The organism is Bradyrhizobium algeriense (assembly GCF_003062295.1).
In the GTDB taxonomy this organism is placed as follows: domain Bacteria; phylum Pseudomonadota; class Alphaproteobacteria; order Rhizobiales; family Xanthobacteraceae; genus Bradyrhizobium; species Bradyrhizobium algeriense.
This window is the reverse complement of sequence record NZ_PYCN01000034.1, coordinates 22,755-47,212: the sequence shown is the minus strand read 5'-3', so window position 1 is coordinate 47,212 and position 24,458 is coordinate 22,755. Positions and strand designations below refer to the sequence as shown.

Annotated in this window: 24 protein-coding genes and 1 pseudogene; 18 read left to right on the top strand and 7 right to left on the bottom strand. The window is 62.3% G+C overall.

Features of this window, described 5'->3' with window-relative positions; genetic code table 11:
• The 3 genes from C7G61_RS36035 to C7G61_RS36025 all read right to left on the bottom strand — a co-directional run bounded on the left by C7G61_RS36035 (position 1) and on the right by C7G61_RS36025 (position 3,179).
• On the bottom strand, positions 1-1,569 hold the full coding sequence (locus tag C7G61_RS36035; RefSeq protein WP_108522450.1) for a bifunctional aminoglycoside phosphotransferase/ATP-binding protein: 1,569 nt from the start codon (positions 1,567-1,569) through the stop codon (positions 1-3).
• Complete coding sequence (locus C7G61_RS36030) at positions 1,566-2,549, bottom strand: zinc-dependent alcohol dehydrogenase family protein (protein WP_108522449.1); 984 nt, start codon at positions 2,547-2,549, stop codon at positions 1,566-1,568. Before C7G61_RS36030 ends, C7G61_RS36035 begins: the two co-directional genes overlap by 4 nt.
• 204 nt (positions 2,550-2,753) lie before the next feature.
• Positions 2,754-3,179, bottom strand: coding sequence for a CBS domain-containing protein (locus C7G61_RS36025; RefSeq protein WP_108522448.1), 426 nt, complete (start codon positions 3,177-3,179; stop codon positions 2,754-2,756).
• A gap of 421 nt (positions 3,180-3,600) precedes the next feature.
• On the opposite strand from C7G61_RS36025, the gene fixL reads away from it, so the two are divergent.
• From fixL to C7G61_RS36000, 5 genes are all read left to right on the top strand, one after another.
• Positions 3,601-5,142, top strand: a complete 1,542-nt coding sequence (gene fixL / locus C7G61_RS36020; RefSeq protein ID WP_108522447.1) for a sensor protein FixL — start codon at positions 3,601-3,603, stop codon at positions 5,140-5,142.
• Entirely contained in the window at positions 5,126-5,743 is a 618-nt protein-coding gene (gene fixJ / locus C7G61_RS36015) for a response regulator FixJ (RefSeq protein ID WP_108522446.1), read from the top strand. The genes fixL and fixJ overlap by 17 nt, the downstream gene beginning before the upstream one ends.
• Before the next feature lie 43 nt (positions 5,744-5,786).
• Positions 5,787-6,224 carry a response regulator gene (locus tag C7G61_RS36010; RefSeq protein ID WP_244608622.1) on the top strand — a complete coding sequence of 146 codons (438 nt, stop codon included), beginning with the start codon at positions 5,787-5,789 and terminating at the stop codon, positions 6,222-6,224.
• A 122-nt stretch (positions 6,225-6,346) separates the two neighbouring features.
• Positions 6,347-7,051 (top strand): helix-turn-helix domain-containing protein, encoded by a 705-nt coding sequence (locus C7G61_RS36005; RefSeq protein WP_108522445.1) that lies wholly within the window; start codon positions 6,347-6,349, stop codon positions 7,049-7,051.
• A 64-nt stretch (positions 7,052-7,115) separates the two neighbouring features.
• Positions 7,116-7,373, top strand: a complete 258-nt coding sequence (locus C7G61_RS36000; RefSeq protein WP_108522444.1) for a hypothetical protein — start codon at positions 7,116-7,118, stop codon at positions 7,371-7,373.
• A gap of 260 nt (positions 7,374-7,633) precedes the next feature.
• Here C7G61_RS36000 and C7G61_RS35995 read toward each other — a convergent pair.
• A pseudogene (locus C7G61_RS35995) lies at positions 7,634-8,897 on the bottom strand (aminotransferase class III-fold pyridoxal phosphate-dependent enzyme).
• 181 nt (positions 8,898-9,078) lie between these two features.
• Here C7G61_RS35995 and C7G61_RS35990 point away from each other — a divergent pair.
• Positions 9,079-9,714: a DsbA family protein gene (locus C7G61_RS35990; protein WP_108522443.1), complete on the top strand. Its 636-nt coding sequence runs from the start codon at positions 9,079-9,081 to the stop codon at positions 9,712-9,714.
• Between the two features lie 84 nt (positions 9,715-9,798).
• Positions 9,799-10,767 carry a Bug family tripartite tricarboxylate transporter substrate binding protein gene (locus tag C7G61_RS35985; protein ID WP_108522442.1) on the top strand — a complete coding sequence of 323 codons (969 nt, stop codon included), beginning with the start codon at positions 9,799-9,801 and terminating at the stop codon, positions 10,765-10,767.
• Between the two features lie 17 nt (positions 10,768-10,784).
• Here the strand turns inward: C7G61_RS35985 and C7G61_RS35980 are convergent, their stop codons facing one another.
• Positions 10,785-11,063 carry a PilZ domain-containing protein gene (locus tag C7G61_RS35980; protein ID WP_108522441.1) on the bottom strand — a complete coding sequence of 93 codons (279 nt, stop codon included), beginning with the start codon at positions 11,061-11,063 and terminating at the stop codon, positions 10,785-10,787.
• A 261-nt stretch (positions 11,064-11,324) separates the two neighbouring features.
• Between C7G61_RS35980 and C7G61_RS35975 the strand changes: the two genes are divergently transcribed.
• Positions 11,325-12,521 (top strand): acyl-CoA dehydrogenase family protein, encoded by a 1,197-nt coding sequence (locus C7G61_RS35975; protein ID WP_190242128.1) that lies wholly within the window; start codon positions 11,325-11,327, stop codon positions 12,519-12,521.
• Positions 12,522-12,530: 9 nt separating this feature from the next.
• Positions 12,531-12,932 (top strand): VOC family protein, encoded by a 402-nt coding sequence (locus C7G61_RS35970; protein WP_108522439.1) that lies wholly within the window; start codon positions 12,531-12,533, stop codon positions 12,930-12,932.
• Between the two features lie 321 nt (positions 12,933-13,253).
• On the opposite strand, the gene C7G61_RS35965 is transcribed toward C7G61_RS35970, so the two are convergent.
• Positions 13,254-14,051: a Spy/CpxP family protein refolding chaperone gene (locus tag C7G61_RS35965; RefSeq protein WP_108522458.1), complete on the bottom strand. Its 798-nt coding sequence runs from the start codon at positions 14,049-14,051 to the stop codon at positions 13,254-13,256.
• Positions 14,052-14,539: 488 nt separating this feature from the next.
• On the opposite strand from C7G61_RS35965, the gene C7G61_RS35960 reads away from it, so the two are divergent.
• The 7 genes from C7G61_RS35960 to C7G61_RS35930 all read left to right on the top strand — a co-directional run bounded on the left by C7G61_RS35960 (position 14,540) and on the right by C7G61_RS35930 (position 21,991).
• Positions 14,540-15,880: an ABC transporter substrate-binding protein gene (locus C7G61_RS35960; protein WP_108522438.1), complete on the top strand. Its 1,341-nt coding sequence runs from the start codon at positions 14,540-14,542 to the stop codon at positions 15,878-15,880.
• A gap of 100 nt (positions 15,881-15,980) precedes the next feature.
• Positions 15,981-16,916, top strand: coding sequence for a carbohydrate ABC transporter permease (locus tag C7G61_RS35955; RefSeq protein ID WP_108522437.1), 936 nt, complete (start codon positions 15,981-15,983; stop codon positions 16,914-16,916).
• Positions 16,916-17,827 carry a carbohydrate ABC transporter permease gene (locus tag C7G61_RS35950; protein ID WP_108522436.1) on the top strand — a complete coding sequence of 304 codons (912 nt, stop codon included), beginning with the start codon at positions 16,916-16,918 and terminating at the stop codon, positions 17,825-17,827. Before C7G61_RS35955 ends, C7G61_RS35950 begins: the two co-directional genes overlap by 1 nt.
• 4 nt (positions 17,828-17,831) lie before the next feature.
• Entirely contained in the window at positions 17,832-18,932 is a 1,101-nt protein-coding gene (locus C7G61_RS35945) for an ABC transporter ATP-binding protein (protein ID WP_108522435.1), read from the top strand.
• A 30-nt stretch (positions 18,933-18,962) separates the two neighbouring features.
• Positions 18,963-19,952: a hydroxyacid dehydrogenase gene (locus C7G61_RS35940; RefSeq protein ID WP_108522434.1), complete on the top strand. Its 990-nt coding sequence runs from the start codon at positions 18,963-18,965 to the stop codon at positions 19,950-19,952.
• Positions 19,953-20,019: 67 nt separating this feature from the next.
• Positions 20,020-21,444, top strand: a complete 1,425-nt coding sequence (locus C7G61_RS35935) for an amidase (RefSeq protein WP_108522433.1) — start codon at positions 20,020-20,022, stop codon at positions 21,442-21,444.
• Positions 21,445-21,565: 121 nt separating this feature from the next.
• On the top strand, positions 21,566-21,991 hold the full coding sequence (locus C7G61_RS35930; protein WP_108522432.1) for a hypothetical protein: 426 nt from the start codon (positions 21,566-21,568) through the stop codon (positions 21,989-21,991).
• A gap of 20 nt (positions 21,992-22,011) precedes the next feature.
• Here C7G61_RS35930 and C7G61_RS35925 read toward each other — a convergent pair whose 3' ends face one another.
• Positions 22,012-22,524, bottom strand: coding sequence for a DUF1993 domain-containing protein (locus C7G61_RS35925; RefSeq protein WP_244608621.1), 513 nt, complete (start codon positions 22,522-22,524; stop codon positions 22,012-22,014).
• 95 nt (positions 22,525-22,619) lie between these two features.
• Here C7G61_RS35925 and C7G61_RS35920 point away from each other — a divergent pair, with 95 nt between their 5' ends.
• Together C7G61_RS35920 and C7G61_RS35915 are read left to right on the top strand one after the other, a co-directional pair.
• On the top strand, positions 22,620-23,396 hold the full coding sequence (locus tag C7G61_RS35920) for a transporter substrate-binding domain-containing protein (RefSeq protein WP_108522430.1): 777 nt from the start codon (positions 22,620-22,622) through the stop codon (positions 23,394-23,396).
• Between the two features lie 212 nt (positions 23,397-23,608).
• The gene (locus tag C7G61_RS35915) at positions 23,609-24,442 is read left to right on the top strand and encodes a DUF2147 domain-containing protein (protein ID WP_108522429.1); all 834 of its coding nucleotides are present in this window, start codon (positions 23,609-23,611) and stop codon (positions 24,440-24,442) included.
• Positions 24,443-24,458 lie beyond the last annotated feature (16 nt).

Here is a 24,458-nt window from a genome sequence, read left to right as displayed (position 1 = left end):
TCAACGCTCGTCCGGTACCGCAAACAAGGAAGTACGGGCGCTGCGGAGCGACTGGTCCGGCGTCCCCGAGGCATCGATTATATGCCAGTCTACCGCGCCGATCGCGAAAGTCTCCTGCTGCAAGGCAACATTCCGTGTTGCATCAGACGCATCGCCCCTGCGTTGTTCGATCCGCGCCAGCCGCGTCGCAAGATCCGCCGTGAGGAACAGGCCGGCGAAGCGTATGCCGCAAGTGGCTGCGAGATCTGCGATTTCCGTCCGTTCCGCTTCCTGCAGATAAGCGGCATCGAGTACCACCGAACAGCCCTGGGCGAGGACACGCTGCGCGGCGCTCGAAAGCATGCCGTAGACGCGCTCCGTGACATCGGGCCGGTAGGCGGATTCCGGCAGGGCCGTGGTTTCACCGGCGCCGAACAGGTGCTTGCGAACGACGTCCGAGCGGATAATCACCGCGCCGGGCGGAGGCTCGATCAGACCCGCGAGACCGCGTGCGAGCACCGACTTTCCCGTCCCCGACAATCCGCCGATCGCAACCAGCAGCGGCGGCCTGGGCGTGATCAGTCGCCCCGCCAGATCGAAATACCGCTTGGCCTCCTGCCAGACCACGTCGTTCCCTCCGGCCTGTTCGCTCTTCATGAACAGCACGTGCGCCCGGATCGCCGCCCGCACCGACAGAAATAGCGGCAGCAGCCGGAGGCCGTCGAGACCTTCATCCCCTGCCCCTGCAAGGTAGCGATTGAATACCTCGTTTGCCGCCGCGGCCTGATTGAAGTGGACCAGATCCATCAAGGTAAAGCCGAGATCGTAGAGCACATCCGTCGTCGCAATGACGGGATCGAATTCGATGGCATCGAACAGCAGCGGTCGGCCGTCGACCAAGGCAATATTGGCGAGATGCAGATCGCCGTGACATCGGCGCACGAACCCTTGCTTGGCACGCTGTCGGAGCAGTGGCTGCAGTGTCGACGCAGCATCGCGGCTGGCAGCATCGAGTCGATCCACGGCAACGGCATCAAGTCCGCGCATGTTGCGAAACTTTGCGGTATTGCGTTCGATGATAGGTGGAATGGACGTAAGCCAGCTTTCACCGTCCGCACGCGGCGCCTTGTCGTGGGATCGTAGAATCGCATCTGCTACAGCCCTCGCAAGCGATGGATCGATCGTCTTCGATGCGGCGACACGGTCGAGCGACTGATTGTCGTCGAACCGCGTCATTTCGACCGCCCATTCGACGGGAGTACCGGTGCCGTCGATTTCGAAGGTGCCATCGGAATTGCGCGTGATGGCGACAACGCGCCGGTAGATCTCGGGGGCGTTGACGGCGTTGACCTTCAGCTCTTCCTCGCAGGCACGCCTGCGCTTCTCCGGTGTCGAATAGTCGAGGAACGGCAAGCGCACTGCCCGCTTGATCTTCAATGCCCGATCGGCGCCAAGAAAAACCATGGACGCATGGGTGTCGATCCGCTTGCCGCCGCCGGCCGGGCCGAAGCTGGAACCATCGAGGAAGTCGAGCGCCTGCTTCTGCTCAGCCTCGGCCGCGGCTGTGTCGGCTGGCGGTCGAACCGTCATGGCTGCAGCACGGCGGCGCCGGTGATCTGCCCGGCGCGCAGCTTCGAGAGGACTTCATTTGCTTCCCGCAACGGAAACACGCTGGTGTGCGTCCTGATGCCCGCTTGCGCTGCGATCTTGAAAAACGCGATACCGTCGCCGCGCGTGAGGTTGGCGACCGAAAGCAGCTGCCGCTCCTCCCACAGGATATGGTAGGGGAACGTGGGAATATCTGACATGTGAATGCCGGCGCACACCACGCGCCCGCCTTTGCGCACGGCGCGCAGCGCCAGGGGCACGAGATTCCCCACCGGCGCGAAAATAATCGCGGCATCGAGCGACACCGGCGGCTGATCCTCCGATGAGCCGGCCCACTCGGCGCCAAGCGATGTTGCAAGACCCTGCGCCTCGACATCGCCCGCACGGGTGAACGCATAGACCGAACGCCCCTGCCAGCGGGCTACCTGCGCGATGATATGCCCGGCCGCACCGAAGCCGAAGATGCCGAGATGCTCTCCATCGCCCGCCATCACCAGAGAGCGCCAGCCGATCAGGCCCGCGCAAAGCAGCGGCGCGATGGCGACATCGTCACCGGCCTCGCCAAGCGGAAAGCAATAACGGGCGTCCGCGACCAGATGCGTGGCAAAGCCGCCGTCCCGCGTGTAACCGGTAAAGCGCGGGCGGTCACAGAGGTTTTCGCGGCCGCTCCTGCAATAGGAACATTCGCCGCAGGTATAGCCTAACCAGGGAACGCCGACCCGCTCGCCAACGCGAAGAGAGGCCACACCGGGCCCAAGCGCGTCCACCCGGCCGACCACCTCATGGCCGGGAACGATCGGATAGGCGATATCAGGCAATTCTCCATCGACGACATGCAGATCGGTCCGGCACACGCCGCAGGCACCGACCTTGACGCGCACATCTCCGGGCCCGGGGACCGGATCCTCTCGCGGCTCAAACCGCAGCGGCGCGCCGGGCGCTGTCAGGACCATGGCGTGCATCTTGTCCGATATCCTCACGCAAGCATCTGCAGCCTAGTCAGGCGCGACCAAGCCGCGTTTGATCCTCGTCAATCGAGACCGAGCGAACCCTCTCTAACATGGCGACGTCGGTAGCGCCGTACCAGCCCGCGGCGTTATGCCATTTCTTGATACATGGAACGCGAGAACGTCACATGCGTGCCGCCCGCCTGCTGCGGACGCGGTCTATCCGCGCGCGTGCTCGGTCAAAGCGCGCATGATGTCCTCGCGCGCGATGATCCCGACCAGAAGCTGTTCGGCGTCCAGCACCGGAAGGCTCTTCATCCGGTGGTCCACCATCAGTTGCAGGACGCGGGTGAGTTTCGTTGCGGGATCGACATAGATGAATTCCGGCGTCATCACATCCGCCACCATCCGCGACAACAGATCGTCATAGGCAGGAACCATGCGGCCGGGGTTGAACGCAAAGCATTTCAGGAAATCGAAATTGCTCACGACGCCGACGATGTCATCGCCTTCGCGCACCGGATAGCAGTTGAAGTCATCGGCCTCGAACATCTTGTGCAACTCGCGCATGGTGGTGTCGCGCGTAACCGTTTTCACCTCGCGCGTCATGTATTGCCCGGCGGTCGCTTCGAGAAATCTATGCACGGGGGTTCCTCGCCATTGTAGATCGTTAACGGGACAGGAACGCGCAGCGGCGCGATTCAGTTGCAAAGTGGCGCGTAACGCCGCTGGGTACCCATTGGCGCAATCGCGAGTGGCCGCAGGCGCCGGCAATCACGGCGCCCGCCCCGACATTGGCCGCGATGAAATGCCGTCTGAGCCCTGACCACACACCGCAGCATCCTAGAGCTCCGCTCCGCTTCGAAGCTGACCTGGATCAAGGATCCACCTTCGCTCTTCCAGGCATCTGCAATCGAGCACCCGGCAGGAATCCGTATTGGCGATTCAGCAAAATCTCATTTCATATCAATCGGGTGCGCGCCTTTTTTAATTTCGCTTCGCTGCTATTTCACACGCTCGATTTAATGCAGTATCTGATACGCAAGAGCAGCCTGCAAAGCGAAGCATGATCGACCCCGACCGACTCTTCCGAGATCAAGATCCACTCGACCAGAACGCACGCGGCGGTGCCGAGGGATCGGGCGTCGGCGCCTGGGATCTCGAGTTGTCGACCCGGAAGTTGAACTGGTCCACCGCCACCCGGAAGCTCTTCGGCGTCGAACCGGATGCGCCTGTCGACTACGACCTTTTTCTTTCCCTGCTCGATGCGCAGGATCGCGATCGCACGACAAAGGCCGTGCAACAGTCGATCGATACCGGCTGCAATTTCGACGTTCAATACCGGGTGCACCGGCAGTCGGATGAGGGGCACTGGGTGCGTGCGGTTGGCACGACCATCAATGGCCCCGATGGCGCCCCTGCCCGGCTCAGCGGCATCATGATCGACATCAACCGCGAGAAACTCCTTGAGGACACGGTCAGGACACGCGAGCGGCACTTTCGCTCGATTCTGGATACGATCCCCGATGCGATGATCGTGATCGACGAGCATGGCATCATGCAGTTCTTCTCCAGCGCCGCCGCGCGCCAGTTCGGCTACAGCGAAGCCGAGGCGATCGGGAGGAATATCAGCGCGCTGATGCCGGAGCCGGATCGCACCCGTCATGACGGCTACATCTCCCGCTATCTCAAGACCGGCGAACGGCGCATCATCGGCATCGGCCGCATCGTCACCGGCATGCGCAAGGACGGCACCACGTTTCCGATGCATCTGACCATCGGCGAGATGCATTCGGGTGGAAAGCCCTTCTTTACAGGCTTCGTCCGCGATCTGACCGAGCAGCAACAGACCCAGGCGCGGCTGCAGGAACTGCAATCCGAACTGGTCCACGTCTCGCGTCTAAGCGCGATGGGCGAGATGGCTTCCGCGCTCGCCCACGAACTCAACCAGCCGCTGTCGGCCATCAGCAATTACATGAAGGGATCGCGCCGCCTGCTGGCGGGCAGTACCGACGCCAACGTGCCGAAGATCGAAGCAGCGCTCGATCGCGCCGCTGAGCAGGCAATCCGCGCCGGCGACATCATCAGGCGGTTGCGCAACTTCGTCGCCCGCGAGGCGTCCGAGAAGCGCGTCGAGAGTCTTTCAAAAATGATCGAAGAGGCCGGCGCGCTCGGGCTCACCGGCGCCCGCGAACAGGGCGTTTTTCTGCGCTTCAACCTGGACCCGACGTGGGACCTGGTGCTTGCCGACAGGGTCCAGATTCAGCAGGTCCTGGTCAACCTGTTCCGCAATGCGCTGGAAGCGATGGCTGCCTCGACGCACCGTGAGCTGATTGCCTCAAACACCAGAGCCGCAGATGACATGATCGAAATTGCCGTTTCCGACACCGGGCCCGGCTTTGCAGGCGATGCACTTGCGCACCTGTTCCAGCCATTTTTCACGACAAAGGAGGCCGGCATGGGCGTCGGCCTTTCCATCAGCCGCACCATCATCGAAACCCACGGTGGCCGGATGTGGGCCGAAACCAACAGGTCCGGTGGCGCGACGTTCCGTTTCACGCTGCCCGCGGCGCACGCCAAGGATATGACCGATGCCGCAGAGCACTAAAGTCTATGTCATCGACGACGATCCGGCGATGCGCGATTCACTGGATTTCCTGCTGGGCTCCGCCGGTTTCAACGTGCGCCTTTTCGATTCCGCGCTAGCTTTCCTCAACGAGCTTGCGAGCCTGGATGCCGGCTGTGTGGTCACGGACGTGCGCATGCCGGGCATCGACGGCATGGAGCTGCTGCGTCGGCTCAATTCGGGCCCGCGAAAGCTCCCCGTGATCGTCATGACCGGCCATGGTGACGTGCCCCTCGCCGTCGAAGCGATGAAGCTTGGGGCGCTCGATTTTCTCGAAAAGCCGTTCGAGGATGACCGGCTGATCGGCATGATCGAGACCGCGCTGGCGGAGTGCCAAAGCGGTTCGAAAAGCGAGGCGATGTCGGCCGATATGGCCGCCCGCGTCGCCAGCCTTACCCAGCGCGAACGCCAGGTGATGCAGGGGCTGGTGACCGGGCAATCGAACAAGGCCATCGCCCGGGAATACGATATCAGCCCGCGCACGGTGGAGGTCTATCGGGCGAATGTCATGACCAAGATGCAGGCCGGCAACCTTTCCGAGCTGGTGCGGTTTGCGATCAGGGCCGGCATCGTCGAAGATTGAGCCATGTCAATTCGGGAACTGGCAAAACCTCTATTTTGCCGGGATGACCGACACCCGAACCAGCGCCAGCGGTGAATCCGGCGTCAGCCTTCCGCCCGGGAAGTCGATGATTTACGTCGTCGATGACGATTACGATGTCCGGACGTCGTTGCGATTTCTACTGGAAACCGAAGGATTCGACGTCCGCACGTTCCGCAGCGCCATCGCGCTATTGGCATCTTCCACCCGAAACCGCGCGGATTGTCTGGTCGTTGACTACAAGATGGCGGAACTCGACGGACTGGAACTGGCCCACCGTCTGAGGAGGCTCCAGGTCGCGACCCCGATCATTCTGATCACGGGCTATCCGGACGAAAACATCTCGGCCAAGGCAAACTCGGCCGGAGTGCACCAGGTGCTTTTGAAGCCCAACCTTGAGGGCAACCTCGTCGAATGCGTTCGGAACGCGATCGATCCGCCCGGCGCGGCAGGCCAGCCTTGAAAATGCCGACAGGCTCGCCTCCGTAAAACCCCGTAAGGGCCTGCCCTTAGGATATCGCCCCAAATATCGGGCGGCAAAAATGCCAGATACACCAAAGCCATCCCGCATCGAGGAGATGGCAAATGCTCACCCAGACGATCACTGCCCCGGCAGTCCCGGCCGCCAAGGTTTTCCCTGCCCCGTGCGCCCAGAGTGTTCCGGCAGTCGACCAATTCGGCGTGATCGCGACCTGCGCGGGCCTGATTGCCACCGAGTTTTCCTACCGGAAGGACGAGGAGATTTACGGCGAGGGTGAGCCTTCCGAGCACGTCTATCAGGTGGTCCGCGGCGCCGTTCGCACCTACAAGCTCCTCAACGACGGACGGCGCCAGATCGGCGCCTTCCATCTGCCCGGCGACGTGTTCGGCCTCGATGCCGGTTCGACCCATCGCCTGACGGCCGAAGCGATCGCCGATACTACCGTCCGCCTGGTGAAGCGCCGCAGCCTGGAAGCCGCCGCGGGATCGAATGTCCAGGTCGCCCATAACCTCTGGACCATGACCGCAAGCGTCCTCCGCCACGCCGAAGACCACATGCTGCTTCTGGGCCGCAAGACCGCGATGGAAAAGGTAGCCACCTTCCTGCTCGAGATGGACCGTCGGCTCGCCAAGGCCGGCATGATGGCCCTGCCGATGTGCCGCCGCGACATCGGCGACTACCTCGGCCTGACGCTGGAAACCGTTTCGCGCGCGCTTTCACAGCTCAGCGACCAGGGCGTTCTGGTATTTTCGAGCGCCCGTCAAATCGTGCTGCGCAACCACCAGCGGCTGGCAGACATGGACGCATGAGAGTATAAGCTGGCCGACAAGGTGCCGGAAGGAAGACAAGGTGCCGGAAGGAAGGGAGTGCAAGATGAACAATTATCGCGTCTCCTTCTACAAGGATCTCTGCAATTCCGATGGCCACAGCTTCAAGTGCCTGCAACGCCAGATCGAGGTCCAATCGGTCGGCCCCTCCCAGGCGCTGGTGTTGGCGGAGCGGTTGGTCGACAACGAACGCCTGAATGCCGATTGCGTCGAGGTCACGCACCTGGCGGGCCATCATGAGTTCGAACATCCGGTGTGCTATACGCCGGCTCCTGGTAAGCACGCATGGAACCGCATCGCGTAATGAACTGAGCGCGGCGCGAACCGAAGCCCCGGGGGCTGGCGCGCCTGGGCGGCCGGCTGTTTGATCCAGCTCAATGCGAACGCAGCCAAAGGAGCGGAATGTCGATCTACATGATGCCCGACGATGATGTCCGCATCATTCGGCGATCTCGCCGTTTTCTCCCAAGACTGCCCCGCCATCGTTGGTCGTACAGACCGCCTTGCGGGGCATTTTTATTGCTGTCCGCAAATCCCAAATCAGCTCCGGTCGACACCGACCATTTATCGATTGGATCTCGCTTCCAGTTCACAGACGGCCTTGAAACCGTGCGAGGCCGCTTGCAGCGCCTCGTCGATATCGGCTGGGCGATGCGCCAAGGACAGGAACATATTGTGCTGGGGATGAAAGAACGCGCCGTGGCGTAGCGCAGCCGAGCAGAACGCCCTGCCCTTGCGCAAATCCGGGTCAGCCTCGAACAGCATCAGCGGCATCTGCGGCGGGCCGCTCTGGCGGATCGCGATGCCATGTTCGTTCGCCAGCGACGCCAGTCCCTCGCGCAACCGCAAGCCCATCGCGTGGATATGCCCCGGCCAAATCAGTTTCGCGCGCGATCCGCAACGTCGCCCGCGCAGCCGCCATCGCCACCGTGCCGCACCAGAACGACCCGGTGACGAAGACCTTGGTGGCGGCTTCACGAAAGCGGTCGTTGCCGGTAACGGCAGCCAGCGCGTAGCCGTTGGCGATCGCTTTGCTCCAGGCGCACAGATCCGGACGCACGCCGAGCGCTTCCCAGCTCCCCCTGACATCGAGGCGCAGGCCGGCCCGCACTTCATCGACAATCAAAGCGGCGTCGGCCGCGTCGCATGCCATACGCGCGGCTGCCGCGAATTCCCTGGTCGGCAATTCGAGATCGCGTCCCATGTCGTGGCGGAAAGCCGTCACCAGTATCGCAGCGAGATCCTTGCCCGCCTCTTCGACGGCCGCCCGCAGGCTCTGCACATCGTTGTACTCGAAGGGCAGGAGATGCGCGCGATCCTCGGCCGTTACCCCGGCAACACTTGGCGAACACCATGGCAGCGCGCCGTGATAGCTGCCACGCGCGACCAGCACCTTGCGGCGTCCGGTGCCGGCGCGGGCGATCGTCACGCAGCTGGTGGTCGCATCGCCGCCGTTCTTCTGAAACATCGCCCAATCTGCATGCGGCAGCATGGCGACGAGGTCTTCGGCGAGTTCCACCATGACCTCGCCCGGACCGTTGAAGCAGTCTCCCTTGGCAGCCTGCGCTTCAGTCGCCGCCTGAACCTCGGGATGCCGATGGCCGAGCACGATCGGCCCCCAACTGCACATGAAGTCGATATATTCGCGGCCATTGACGTCGCGCACGCGGCAGCCCTCCGCGGAGGCAAAGAACTGCGGATAGCCTTCCGGGAGCCGTGCAGCGTTGAGATGGCCCCACATGCCGCCTGGAACCACCAACCGCGCCCTTGCGCGCAACATGGCATCCGCTGTCGGCGTTTCGTTCAACAGCGCCGTGTGTTGGGTCATCACGTTCTCTTGTTTGGTTTGCAGGGGCCGCCTTCTTTCTGTCGCCTATGATTGGATTGCGATCACTTCAGGGTCAACTGCGATCGCAGCCAGATGGCCTTTGGCGCGCGAAACCGGTAGAATGGTCGATAGGCCGCAGCCTTGCACGCTGGCCTTTTACCAATCCGTTTCGGAGTAACCGTTGAACGTTCGCTGTCGCATTGCCTTCGCCGCCCTCCTCGCTTTTGCATCGACGGCCGCCCCGGGTGTCACCCTCGCACAAAGCGCGATTGCCGCAGCAGTCGCCAAGCCGGTGTCGCTGCCGGACATTGCAATCGGATCTGAGAAAGCACCAATCACCATCACCGAATATTCCTCGATGAGCTGCCCGCATTGCGCAGCCTTCGGCCAGAATGTGTTCCCGATGTTGCGGTCGAAATATATCGATACCGGCAAGGTACGTTTCGTGTTCCGGGAATTTCCGCTCGACATCAAGGCCGCCGCAGCTTCGATACTGGCGCGCTGCATCGGCCACGGCGATTCCGAAAAATACCTCAAAGCAGTCGAGATGTTATTCAAGCTGCAGGACCGCCTGATGGCCCAGACCAAGGAGACGCTGATCTATGTCGGGGGGCAGCACGGCATGAGCGAGCAGGACGTCAAGACCTGCGAGGAAGACCAGGCGCAGTTCGACAAGCTGAACGCCGATCAGCAATACGCGCATCGGGAAGTGAAGGTCACGTCGACGCCGACTTTCTTTCTCAACGGTGTGCGGCTGCAGGGCTCGATGTCGTTCGAGGAGCTGGAAGAGCGCATCAAGCCGCTGCTCAGGAAATAGCGCCCGCCCGCCGTCGCAGTCCCCCTTGCCTGGCGAGGCCGGCTCGCCGATGATGGCCCCAACAAACATATTGGGGAGAGCGCCATGGTCGCGGCTTTGCGCGTAGTGTTGGCGGCGACGTGGCTGCTGTCCGGCGTCGTGGCATCATCGGCGCAAGGCTATCCGAGCAAACCGGTGCGCGTCGTGGTCGGCTTTCCCGCCGGCGGACCGACCGATGCCATTGCCCGCATCGTGGCCCAGAAGCTTACTGACAATCTCGGCCATCAATTCTTCGTCGAGAACGTCGGCGGTGCGGGCGGCAACATTGCAGCCGGCCAGGTCGCGCGCGTGACGCCGGACGGCTACACCATCATGGTCATCAGCACCGGCTTCGTGGTGAATCCCAGCCTCTACGCCAAGGTGCCGTATGATCCAGTCAAGGATTTCGTGCCGGTAACGCTGGTCGCGGTCTCGCCGAACGTCGTGGTGGTCAACCCCCAAGTGCCCGCCAAGACACTCCCGGAGTTGGTGCAACTCGTTCGGGACAACCCCGGCAAGTACGGCTTTGCCGGTCCCGGTATCGGTTCGACGCCACATCTGGGCGGCGAGCTCTTCCGGCTGGCCTTCAAACTCGACCTGGTGCACGTGCCTTTCACAGGTGCCGGGCCGGCGATCCAGGCAACGGTCGGCGGGCACACGCCGATCGCCTTCACCGCGCTGCCACCTGCCCTGTCGGCGGTGCAGAGCGGACAACTGCGCGCGCTGGGCGTGGCGTCAACCGAACGTGCCGCCGGGATGCCCGACGTGCCGACCTTCGCCGAACAGGGCGTGAAGGATCAGGACGCCGACACGCTCACGGGCATCGTCGCGCCTGCGGGGACGCCGAAAGAGATCGTCGATCTGCTCCATCGCGAGATCGCCAAAATCGTGGCCCAGCCGGACGTCAAGGAACGCCTCACGGTGCTCGGCTTCAAGCCGGTCGCCAATACGCCGGATCAGTTCGGCGCGCGTATCAGGCTGGAGATGGACAAGTGGGGCAAGGTGGTGCGCGATGCAAAGTTACGGATCGAGTAGAGCGCTCAGCGCCCCCGCTACGATGGCGGCGGTTCCGCGACCGCATCCGCGATCTTCATGAAGGTCAGGCCGATACGATTCTTCTGGATCCAGGTGACCCGGCACTCGTGCACGATCGATGGGTCCTTTGCCATCACCAGGCGAAAGTGCTGCGGGACGAAGGTCGGGTTGTCGACGTCGATCGCCGCTCCCTCGCGCGAGATATTCCGCACCACGCAGGGCATGACGGAACCGCCCGACGAAACATAGGCAGGCTCGTCGATTTCCGTTCGCGGATACTTTCGCTTCTCTTCCATTCCGATCGATCCCGGCCAAACCGCTAGGCTAGCGCAAAAACCTTAAACAAGTCGGCGCATGCGCCCGGGAAAACCGAAACAGGCGCGGGCTGCGGCCAATGCGATTGTCTTCAGGCCCCATTGTGCAGAGCGGCACGAAATCCCAATCGCTTATTCGCAGATGTGCTCCGCGTCACCATGGACTTGCCGATCGCGGCGATGGCACGATAGCCTTTCCACCAATGACTGGCACACATATGCGATGACCCGGCAGGCATGGTCTTGAATACACCGATTGCAAACTCTGCAGATCTCGCCGGCGACCAGGCGATGATCGCCCGGGCCGAGGCCATCCGCCCTGATGTCGCGACAGCTTCCGACGACATCGAGACCGCGCGCCGACTGCCGCCCGCGCTGCTCGACAAGCTGCACGACGCGCAATTGTTCCGCCTGTTGTTGCCCCGCTCGACCAACGGGATCGAAACCGATCCCGTAACTTTTTTCCACGTCATCGAAACCATCGCCAAAGCTGATGCTTCCACCGCCTGGTGCCTCAGCCAGGCCGGCGGGTGCGCGATGTCGGCAGCCTATCTCGACCTGCCGGTGGCGCAGGCGATCTTCGGCGATCCGCGCGCGGTGCTGGCGTGGGGACCCGGCCCCAGGGTTCGCGCAGTCGAATGCGAAGGCGGCTACAGGGTGACCGGCGTGTGGTCCTTTGCATCCGGCGGCCGGCATGCGACCTGGCTCGGCGCGCACTGCCCAATCTATGCCGCTGACGGTTCGCCCAAACACGACGCTAACGGCATGCCGCTCGAGCGGACCATGCTGGTACGCTCCGAAGACGTCGAGTGGACCGACATCTGGAACACCGTTGGCCTGCGCGGCACCGCCAGCGACCAGTTCGCGCTCAACGATTTCTTCGTGCGCGCCGACCATTCGATTACCCGCGAGTTCGACCGGGAATGCCGCGAGAGCGGCCCGCTCTACCGCATGAGTAACCACACCTGTTACCAGTTGGGGTTTGCCGGCGTCGCCTGCGGGATCGCCCGCACCGCCCTCGACAATTTCGTCGAGACGATGCGCAACAAGGTACCGCGTGGTGCGAGGCAGTCGTTGCGGGACAATGCCGTGGTCCAGAGCAACCTCGCCCAGGCGGAGGTCAATCTCCGGGCCGCGCGCGGCTACGTGCTGCAGTCAATGGCCGATACCTGGAAAGATATCACCGCGGGCGCGACCATCACCATGGCGCAGCGCATGAACATCCGCATGGCCTCCACAAACGCCATTCACAAGGCGCGCGAGGCGGTCGACTTCGCCTACAATGCCGCAGGCGCCACCGCGATCTTCGAGAACCATCCGCTGGAGCGCCGCTTCCGCGACATCCATACCGTGACCCAGCAGCTGCAAGGCCAGCTCAGGCATTTTGAAACCGTCGGCGCCTGGATGATGGGCGTCGATGCCGACCTCAGCTTTGTTTAGGAGACGACCATGGGACTTGGCGGCTTGCAGCACTACACCATCGAACCATCTGACCTTGAGCGGACCAAGGATTTCTACTGCGACGTGCTGGGCCTGGAAAACGGCGACCGCCCGCCGCTCGATTTTCCCGGCTACTGGCTCTATTCCGGCGGGGCAGCCACTGTGCACCTGATGGGCACGCGCAAGCCCCGCGAGGGCATCGTGGTGCGCGGCACCGAGAAAAAGTACGAAGATACGGGCCGGCTTGACCACATCGCCTTTGCGGCGACCGATGTCGAGGGCATGCGCAAGCGTCTGCAATCGAAGGGTGTCAAATTCCGCGAGAGCATCGTGCCGCGCACCAGCGATACGCAGTTCTTCCTCTACGATCCCGATGGCGTCGGCGTCGAACTGAACTTTCCGAAAAACTGAGACCCCGTTCTCATCGCGGGTCTAAGTCAATTCGGCCGGTCCGTCCCGGCCGGGTTGAGTGCCGTGGCCAAAGCCCACCTGATGTTGATGTTGATGTTGATGTTGATGTTGATGTCGATATGCCACACTGCCCGTCAAAGAGTGAGGTTCCCGACAACGCCGCAAGTCAGCCATTACTAAGGCGCGAGTCCGTCAGGGTTTCATCATCATTGGAATGAGATTGGAGGAGCCGCGCCGCTGCGGCAGAGTAGCCGGGTGCCGCGCCTTTTAACCTACCCCAGGGCATGCGTACCCGGCTATTCGTCCCGGCGGAGCCCGCTGCTAGTCGAGCCCGCGCTCGTGGCTAAGATTGACCATTTCCTGAATGAAGACCGCCTTTTGCTTGTCGTTCAGACTGGTGAATAAAGGCTCGGCCGCATCGGCCACGTTGCGCTGATCGACGGCGCGGTCGTTGAGAAACTGAGCCTCATTGCGCATCTGCTCGATAATGTCATCGGGGGGATCGCGCTTGGCGCGCGCCACACGCAGATTGAGGCGATCGGCGCCGTTGTGACCGAGATAGTGCATCGCACTGTTGAACCCGGCCCAATGCTTTTCCTGTTCGGGCGTGAGGTTTAGCTCCTTCTTGATCCGCTCGATATTGGCGTCGCTGTTGGCGACGATCTGTTCGGCCGTCAGTTGCGGCGCGCCGGCCTGGGTGAGGACGGCGGCCTGCTGCTGCTGTTGCTGCTTGGCGGCCTTCGCAGCCTTGGTCCCCTTCGCCGGCTTCGACGTGTCACCCTGCTTGGACGGCTCGCCTTGTTTGGAGGCCTCACCCTGCTTGGAAGTCTCGCCCTGCTTGGCATCCTTTGCCGCCGGCGCCTGTCCGCCTTTGTTATTGCCCCCGGTCAGGACGCCGGTAACGCCGCTGACCACGCCGACGACACCGCCGATCGCGCCGCCCAACACGCCGCCGACCGGACCGGCAGCCTTGTTGCCCTCGCGCGCGCCCTGCTGCACGCCCTGCACCAACCCCTGCGCGTTCGCTGTCGCAGATGCGCCAAGGGCCAGCATGAGGATGACGCCAAGCGCAAAAAGCAATCGCGACGTTGTCGGCGCAATCTGCTGAGGACGGGTCATTGTCTGGTCTCCATAGTCGATCGAGAAACGTGCCGCGCGCGCCATTCACAGGGCGCGCCAGAATCCTTCGCCGCCTAAACTATCGTTTCCGCCCCGAACTCGTCCACCGTTGCGCTGCATGGTTCCACGGCAGGAAACATCTTCGGGGTGAAGCAGTTGCACGCGCCATCGTTTGGACCGCGGCGCAATCGTACACCCTGCACCAGGACCGGCAGCAAAGTGTGCGCCGCAATATTGCCGCGTCAATTCAATATTGCCGCGTCAATTATTGACGATCCCGACGATACGACATCGTCGCTCCCGCCGCCCGGAATTTCCACGCAACGTTAGTTCAATGACTGCAGAAGCTGTGTATTCTCGACAGGCGCGAACAATTCTGGTCTGATCGAATTACAAAAATCTCCGCTGGCCGCCGTCTGCTTGCGGCTCCACTCCAGACGGAGACGAAAAACAAGAAGCAAAATCTGGCTCAGCAAAGGGGAGACGTCATGCTACGCAAGAAGCTTTCTCGCCGACAATTCGTTGCTGCGACCGCGCTATCATCCGCTGCACTCATAACCGCACCTTATGTGCGCGGCGCCAATGCCGCCGGCAAGCTCTCGATCGGCTTCTGGGACCACTGGGTTCCCGGCGCCAACAAGGCGTCCACCGATATCGTCTATGCCTGGGCCGAGAAGGAGAAGGTCGAGGTTCAGATCGACTACATCCCGAGCCAGGGTAACAAGCTCATACTCACCATCGCCGCCGAAGCGCAGGCCAGGTCCGGTCACGACATTATGGCCATGCAGACCTGGTGGCCGCATGCGCAGGCCGAGCTGCTGGAACCCATGAATGACGTCGTGGAAGGTCTCATCAAGCAGAACGGCGAACCCAACGGTACCGTGAAATATCTCGGCCAGTCCAAAGGCAAATGGCTCGCGGTGCCTTCGAGCGTTGGCAGCCAGATCAAGGGTCCCTGCTCGCGCATCGACCTGATGAAGCAGCATGCCGGCATCGACGTGCAGGCACTGTATCCGGCAGGCGCTCCGCCGAAGGCCGATAGCTGGACCCTGGATACCTTCCTGAAGGCTGCGGAAGCCTGCCAGAAGGGCGGCGTTCCCTTCGGCATCGGTCTCGGCGAGACCACCGACAATGTCGATACGGCAGGCGCGATCTTCCAGTCGTTCGGCGCAGCCCTCGTCGATGAGAAGGGCAACGTCACGGTGAAGACTGACGCGGTGCGCCAGTCACTGGAGTTCTACAAGAAGCTGATCTCCTTCCTGCCGCCTGATGTCGGCGCTTGGGACGATGCCTCCAACAACAAATGGTTGGTCTCCGGCAGGGGTGCCTTGATCATGAACCCGCCAAGCGCCTGGGCGGTCGCCAAGCGCGACGCGCCGCAGGTGGCCGAGCAGTGCTGGACCCACGGCTTCCCGGCGGGGCCCAAGGGCCGCTTCGCACCTTATCTGCCCTATTTCTGGGGCACCTGGTCGTTCTCCAAGAACAAGGAAGCGGCCAAGAGCTTGCTCAGGGCGCTTTCGCAGCCCGACGCGATCGAGAAGATGGTGGTGGCGAGCGGCGGCTACGACCTGCCCTGCTACGAGAAACTGACCACGCTCAAGGTCTGGCAGGAGGAAGTGCCGCCCAAGGGCACGCTCTACCACTATCCGAACCCGCACAACCACCAGACGCTTTCGATCGCCGCGGCGCCCGCCCCGCCGAAGATCGCACAGCAGATCTATACGCAGGCGACCCTGACCAAGATGTGCCTGCGTTATCACCAGGGCGAAGCGATGGAAAAGGTGCTCGCCTGGGCTGAAGGCGAGTGCGAAGGCTTCATGCGGAGCTGACGGACGAGATACCATGGCGGCCTGCCTGATCGCAGGCCGCCATTCCGTATCCTTCTTCAATCGCGGACCCGGCGAAACGTTACAGGGATGAAAACACAGCATGGCTGACGTCGTATTGCAGTCGAACCGGGCCGCCGCGCAGGCCGCGCGCAAACGCGGCAGCCTGCACCGTATGCTCAAGCGCAAATCGACTGTGGCGTTCCTGATGACGCTGCCGCTGATCCTCCTGATCGCGACCCTTGTGATCTATCCGGCATTCTACGCGCTGCATCTGGCGACGTTGAACAAGTCGATGCAGCGATTCGTCGGGCTCAGCAACTTCGAATTCCTGTTCAAGCGCGAGACGTTCTGGCTCGTCGTGAAGCAATCCTGCATCTTCGCGATCACAGCCGTCATCTTCAAGGCGCTGCTGGGCTTTATCATTGCGCATTTCGTTCACAACATACCGGCCAAGGGCCAGCGCAAATGGCGCGGCATGCTGCTGGTACCGTGGGTAATCCCCCCGGCGATGAGCACGCTCGCCTGGCTGTGGCTGTTCGACCCCTCCTACAGCGCGTTCAACTACACGCTCTCATTCTTCGGCATCGGACCGATCCCCTGGACCGGCGATGCCATGTGGGCGCGCTTCTCGGTCATTCTCGTCAACATCTGGGTCGGCGCACCGTTCTTCATGATCATGTATCTGGCGGCGCTGAAATCCGTACCGGAACAGCTCTACGAGGCCGCCGCCATCGACGGCGCCAATTGGTGGCAGCGCATCTGGTACGTCACGCTGCCGATGATGCGAAACATCATCGCGATTACCACGCTGTTCTCACTGATCGTGACGTTCGCCAATTTTGACATCGTGCGCATCCTGACCGCGGGCGGCCCGCTCGACCACACCCATATCTTCGCGACGTGGGCGTTCCGCATCGGAATCGAGGGCAGCGATATACCGCTGGGCGCCAGCGTATCCCTCTTCATGGTGCCGATCCTGGCGGTCGCGGCGATCTTCATCCTGCGCGACGTCAACAAACGCGGGAATGAAGCCTGATGACAACTGTAACAATCGACAAGGCCGCGCCGACCCGCAAGGTCAAATACGGCAGCATGAGCCGCGACCGGACCTGGGCACTGCGCTGGTCGTATTTCTTCCTGGTGATCTTCGCGATCTTCTCGCTGACGCCGCCGATCTACATGCTCATCACGTCATTGAAGAGCAGCGCGGAGATTTCGGCCGCGACCAATCCGTGGTGGGTGTTCCACCCAACGCTCGATAACTATGTCGGTCTGCTGACCTCGAACCAGTTTCTGCGCTTCTTCTGGAACTCAGCGATCGTCTCGATCTTCGTCGTTACGATCACCATGCTGATCTCGGTGCCGGCTGCATTCGCGCTGGCGCGGATGCGGTTCTGGGGTTCTACGGTTCTCGCCACCGGCGTCTTCCTGACCTATCTCATTCCCGAGACACTGCTCTTCATCCCGCTCTTCAAGATGTTCGCGGTGATCGGCGATTGGACCGGCATCCAGCTCATCAACAAATGGTACGTGCTGCTTATTCTCTATCCGACCCTGACGGTGCCGTTCTGCACCTGGATCATGATCGGCTACTTCGCTTCGATCCCGAAAGAACTCGATGAGGCCGCCATCATCGATGGCGCGTCATGGATTCAGACCCTGACTCGCATCTTCATTCCGGTTGCCTTTCCCGGCATTATTGCCGCGACGATCTTCGCCTTCACGGTGTCATGGGCGCAGTTCCTCTATCCCCTCGTGTTCACGACTTCGACCGACCAGCTCGTGATGCCGGTCGGCATCATCACCACGTTGATCAAGGGCGACGTTTTCAACTGGGGACAGATCATGACCGGCGCCCTGCTCGGCGCAGCGCCTCCGCTCATCATCTACGCTTTCCTGATGGACTATTACATTGCCGGCCTGACCGCCGGTGCGACAAAGGGTTGATCTCATGGCTGACGTGACGTTGCGCAAGGTAGTGAAGCGTTATGACGAAGTCGAGGCGGTGCGCGGCATCGATCTCGACATCGCCGACCATGAGTTTGTCGTGCTGGTGGGGCCGTCGGGCTGCGGCAAGTCGACCACGCTGCGGATGATTGCCGGCCTGGAAGATATCTCCGACGGCGACATCATGATCGGCGGCGACGTCGTCAACGACGTGCCGCCAAAGGATCGCGATATCGCGATGGTGTTCCAGAACTACGCGCTCTACCCGCACATGACGGTGGCGGAGAACATGTCGTTCGGGCTGCGGCTGAAGCGCTATCCCAAAGCCGAGATCAAGAGCCGCGTCGACGAGGCCGCGCGCATGCTCGACATCGTCGAGCTGGTCGACCGCAAGCCGAAGCAATTGTCCGGCGGTCAGCGCCAGCGCGTCGCCATGGGCCGCGCCATCGTGCGTAACCCAAAAGTGTTTCTGTTCGACGAGCCGCTGTCCAACCTCGACGCCAAGCTGCGCGTGCAGATGCGGATCGAGATCAAGAAAGTGCACCAGAAGGTCCGCACTACGACGGTCTACGTGACCCACGACCAGGTAGAGGCGATGACGCTGGCCGACCGCGTGGTGGTGATGAACCATGGCCGGATCGAGCAGATCGGCACGCCGAACGAGCTTTATCACAAGCCGGCGACGAAATTCGTCGCCAGCTTCATCGGCTCGCCAGCAATGAATTTCATTCCCTGCCGGCTGGAGGATATCGCGGGCAAGTTGCACGTCCGGCTGACCGATCGCCTCGCCTTCCCGCTACCGCTGGCGCGCGCCGTCCGTTACCAGAGCATTCCGCGCGCCGAAAAATTGCTGCTCGGGCTGCGGCCAGAGCATGTCACCGAGGCAAAGCCGCATCCCCAGCCGGGCGTCGAGACATTCGACACGGTGCTCGATGTCACCGAGCCGATGGGAATGGAAACGCTGATTTACTTTACGATGGAAGGCTCGCAGGTCTGCGGGCGGGTCAATCCCAACGCCGATGCGCACGACGGCGCCCCGCTCCGATTGGCTGTGGACCTCAACAACATGCACCTGCTAAACGAGGTGACCGGCGTCGTCCTTTGACGGCGCAGCAGCGAGACCTAAGGGCAGGGAATGGCTACCAACAAGAAGAAAATCTTCATCACGGAATCGATGTCGCAACCGGGAAGAGCGCTACTTCACGCGCGGGACGACATCGAACTTGTCGAATTCCCCAACATGATTTCGCAGAAGGATTTCGAAGCCAAGCTGAAGGAGCATGCGCCGGTTCATGGCGTCGCCCTCGGCGGCACCCGCTTCGGCGAGCCCGAGCTCGAAGCCTCGAAAGACATGCTGGTGGTGACCCGGATCGGCGTCGGGTTCGACGCCGTCGACGTTCCCGCGCTCAGCCGCCGCAAGGTCCCGCTGATGGTGGCGGGCACCGCCAATTCGCCGTCCGTCGCCGAACATGCCCTGTTCATGATGCTGACGCTCGCCAAGCGCGCGACGGAAATGCATTCGCTTGTCAGGGACGACAAGTGGGCCGACCGGTTGGGAATGCTGCCCTATGACCTCTTCGGCAAGACGGTTCTGATCATAGGCTTTGGCCGCATCGGCACCCGCACCGCCAAGCGCTGCCTTGCGATGGAAATGAGCGTCCTGGTTTTCGACCCCTACAAGCCTGCCGCCGACATCAAGGCCGCCGGTTGCGATCCGATCGCCGACCTCAACGCCGCGCTGCCGCGTGCCGACTTCGTCAGCATCCATTGCCCGAAGAATCCGGAGACGGTCGGCATGTTCAATGCTGACAGGTTGAAGCGGCTGAAGCCATCAGCCTATCTGATCAACACGGCGCGCGGCGGAATCGTCGACGAGGCCGCCCTGCACGCCGCGTTGGTCTCCGGCAAGCTTGCCGGCGCGGGCCTCGACGTCTTCGCGCAGGAGCCCCCGCCGGCCGGTCAGGCATTGCTCGCCCTGCCGAACGTCATCATGGCGCCGCATGTCGCAGGCGTCACGGTGGAAGCCGTCGACCGGATGAGCGAGCAGACCGCCCGCAACATTCTGAGCGTGCTGGATGGCGAACCCGTGCGCCAGAACGTGATCAATCAGGATGTGCTCGGCTAAATCGCCCGCAAGTCAATGACCCCGGGCGCGGCCGGTCCACCGACCAGTCGGCAAGCGAGGTATCAGCATGGCCTTCAAGGAATACGGCAATTACGACGCGGTCGGCCTTGCCGAACTGGTTCGGAAGAAAGAAGTCGCGGCCAGGGAATTGCTCGACGAGGCCATCGCCCGTACCGCGAAGGTCGATCCGCAGATCAACGCGGTCGTGGTAAAGCATTACGACTATGCCGAACGCCAGATCGAGCGCGGGCTGCCCGACGGCCCCTTTACCGGCGTACCGTTCTTCCTGAAGGACCTCGACCTCCTGGAGGGCACGCGCACGACCTCCGGCGCCACGGTCCTGAAGGACTTTGTGGCCGACCACAGCGGCACGCTGGCGCAGCGCTTTCTCGATACTGGCGTCTCGATCTTCGGCAAGAGCTCCAGTCCCGAATTCGGCCTGATGCCGACGACGGAGTCGCGCCTGCACGGGCCGACCCGCAATCCCTGGAATCTCGAGCATTCTTCCGGTGGGTCGTCGGGTGGCGCGGCAGCGGCCGTTGCCGCCCGCATCCTCCCTGTCGCGCATGCCAGCGATGGCGGCGGCTCGATCCGGATCCCCGCCTCCGCGTCCGGCGTGTTCGGCTTGAAGCCGACCCGGGCGCGTAATCCACTCGGCCCCGATCGCGGCGAAGGCTGGGGTGGCTTCTCCTGCGGCCACGTCGTGAGCATCAGCGTACGCGACAGCGCTGTCATGATGGACGCGATCCACGGTCCCGAGCCTTCGAGCCCCTACATGGCGCCGCCGCCGGAACGGCCGTTTTCGCAGGAAGTCGGCCGCGATCCGGGTAAGCTCCGCATCGCCTTCACCGACAAATCGCCGTATGGCGACGCTATCGATCCGGAAATCGCGGCGGCCGTACGCGGGATTGCGGGCCTTCTGGCGGGCCTCGGCCATCACGTCGAGGAACGGGCGCCAGTGCTTGCCGCTGATCCGGCCGCCGCCATGACCACCATCGTCGGCGGCAACACCGCGTTGACGGTACGGCTGATCGAGCAGAGGCTCGGGCGCACCGCAACGGAAAACGATTTCGAGATATTGACGCTGGCGTTCGCTCACAACGCGCAAAAGACCGCCGCGACCGATTACGTCGCCGCCCAGCTCGCAGCCTTCCAGATTTCGCGCTCGCTTGCCGCCTTCTTCGAGAGCTGCGACGTCTTCCTGAGCCCGACATTGTGCTCGCCGCCGCTGCGCATCGGCGAACTCAACACCATGTCGGAGGATCTGTCGCATATTGCTCCGATCCTGCGCCGCTATATGCCGGGGACCGCCATGTTCAATATGTCCGGACAGCCGGCGATGTCGGTGCCGCTGGCGTGGAACAAGGCAGGATTGCCGCTCGGCATGATGTTCTCGGCCCGGTTCGGCGATGAGGCGACCCTGTTCCGGCTGGCGGGGCAGCTCGAACAGGAGCGGCCCTGGAAGAACAGAATACCGCCGGTGTGTGCTTAAACTCCGCCCCAAAAGCGCCACGGATGGACAAGGCGCAGCCTTATTCGGTAACGAGGGAAGACACGGGGCGGCAACGGGGACATTGATTCTGCTTACGACGCCCCGATCCGGAGGCTGAATCGTGACTCAGAGCGACCCGACCGACAACGCGCTGGCGGCCATCGCCAGCATTCTCGACCGACCGGAGAGCCACCGCGAGCCCGATAAACCCGTGGTCGCGGAGCATGGGCCGGTGGCCCCTCCACCAATCCCAGTGACCCCTTCGCCGATCGAGGCTCACGGTTACTCCAGGCACGGTCCGGGGCCGATGGCCTCGATCCGTTTCAAGTGGACGGTCCGCCTTGAGAATGGCGACTACTATGTCGACGAGACCATCGGGGAGAATTCCGCTCCGATCGTCTCCGGCCCGATGTCGAGGGAAGCCGCGATCCAGATGGTGGACGATCGCGAAAGCGACGCACGCCGGCGCTTCGAGCAATTGAAGAGCGAGATGACCGAACGCGGCGCCGCCGCCAATCTGGTCAGCAAGGACAGCAGCGAGGCATAGCCTTCGGCGCTGTCTGACGGCTATCTCGGCGGTCCCAGAAAATCCTTCTTGGCAAGATCGACACCCGCATGGCGCAGGATGTCGTAGGCCGTCGTGACATGAAAGAAGAACTGCGGAACGCTGAACGTCAGCAGCAACGATTTTCCGGTGAATTTTCGCTGGGTGCCGTTCTTGAACGTGAAAGCGACTTCCTTGTCGGCTGCGGCGTCGATCTCGGCGCGCGGCAAGCCCTTCACGAAATCGATCGCCGCTGAAATCCCCGACTTGAGCTCGGCGATGTCGGGCTCGCTGTCTGAAAATGTGTGTGGGTCACGGCCGGCCAGCAGCGCGCCGGCAACGACCGCATGCCGGTTGGCTTCTGCCACCTGCTGCTTCAGGCTGTACATGGTGGGCGAGAGCCGCATGTTCAGGAGCACGGCCGGATCAATGTTTCGGGCTCTCGCATGGGCCGAGGCGTGGTCGAGAAGAACCGACAGATTGCCGAGATACGGCACGAACACGCCGACGGAAGCTTCGTAGAGCGAGATGGTCACGATTTCAATTTCTCCTGATAGCACTACCGCGATATCTGGTTTAAATCGGCGCATCGCTCCAGAGTGTCATCGAATTTGTCGGCGGAGAAGACCTGATGTTTCGAGTGTTCGTTAGTCTTGCAATGGCTGTCCTGTGGACTGTTGTCGCCAACGCTCAGCCGGCGAATTCCCGCCTCGACGACATCATCAAGCGCGGCACGCTGCGGGTCGGCATGACCGGCGACTATCGGCCCTTCACCTATCTCGACAAGACGACTTCGAAATTTACCGGCTTCGACGTCGACATGGCGGAAGCGCTTGGCAAGGCGCTCGGCGTCAAGGTCGAGTTCGTTCAGACGGCGTGGCCGCAGCTGATGAAGGATTTCGAAGCCGACAATTTCGATATCGCGATGGGCGGCGTCTCGATCACGCTCGACCGGCAGAAGAAGGGAATGTTCTCGACGCCGATCATGCGCGAGGGCAAGACGCCGATCGCCCGCTGCGCCGACAAGGACAAGTATGAGACCATTGCCGATATCGACAAGGCCGGCACGCGCATCATCGTCAATCCCGGCGGCACCAATGAACGCTTCGCCAAGGCGAACATCAAGAACGCCGAGATCAAGATGTGGAATGACAACGTCACGATTTTCGACGAAATCGCCAAGGGCAATGCCGACCTGATGATGACGGACTCTTCCGAGACCCGCTACCAGCAGAAACAGCACCCGGGCGTGCTCTGCGCGGTGCATCCGGAAAAACCGTTCGACTTCGCCGAGAAGGCCTACTGGCTGCAGCGCGACATAGCCCTGAAGGCCTTTGTCGATCAGTGGCTGCACATCGCCACTGAGGACGGCAGCTTCAGGAAAATTTATGCGGCCTGGTTCGATTGATTCCTGGTCGGATAAGCCTGTTTTCGCAGGAAATTGACCGTCCCTTGGGGCGCTATTTAGACTGCTCCAGGTTAGACTACCGAAGTCGAATTTGAACCAAAGCCGCTAGTACACGACTTATACTTTGAAAGTGATCTGGATCACGTTGGGTGAAGCTATTGCTGCGTAATAGCTTTGGGGGAATGGGGTTCCCTGCTCAGGAGGTCGCAACAATGAAGAAGTGTCTCGCTATCGCCGTGCTCTTGCTGGCGAGCAGCCTCACCACCGCGCAGGCCCAGTACTCGTTTGAGTATGGCGGCCGCACCATCACCATTGATCCTGATCGCGGCACGGTTCAGATTCCCGGCGTCTACGATAATACCGGCAAGAAGGCCAAGCGGTCGCGTGGCGAGGAAGGTGACCTTGATCGTCCGGGCAAGAAGGCGCCACAGCAGGCGAAGTCCGTCCCGCAGGCCGCACCCGAGGCAGCAACCCCGGCTGCACCTGCACCGGCTGAACAGGCCGCCGCTCCGGCGGCTGCGCCTGCCGCCCCTGCTCCGCCCGCTCCAGCCACCACTTCGAGGAGCGAGCCGTCGACGGCGGCCGTAGCGCCGGCGGATAGGGCTGCGCCTGCGCCAGCAGCGCCCGCGCCTCCAGTGCAACAGAATGCCGCTCCGGCCGCGCCGCCGGCTCCCGTTGCCGCGCCAGCGCCACCGCCGCCGCAACAACAACAGGCCGCCGTCCCGGCAGCATCCGCGCCTTCGTCTGCGAACTCACCGCTCGGCGTGTGGCTGACGGAGGAGAAGGAAGGCAAAGTGCGGATCGAACAGTGCGGCCCCAATCTCTGCGGCTATTCCGTCGACAAGAAGTCGAACCAGAACGGCGAGCAGGTCCTGATCAACATGAAGCCCGGCAAGGATAAGTGGAGCGGCCGGATTTTCGATCCGAATTCAGGCAGCACCTACGATTCGACGATCGCCCTCAAGAGCACCGACAGTCTCCGCGTTCAGGGCTGCGCCTTTGGCGGCATGTTCTGTGGCGGTCAGACCTGGACCCGCGTCAACTGACCGGCAGCCAACGCTG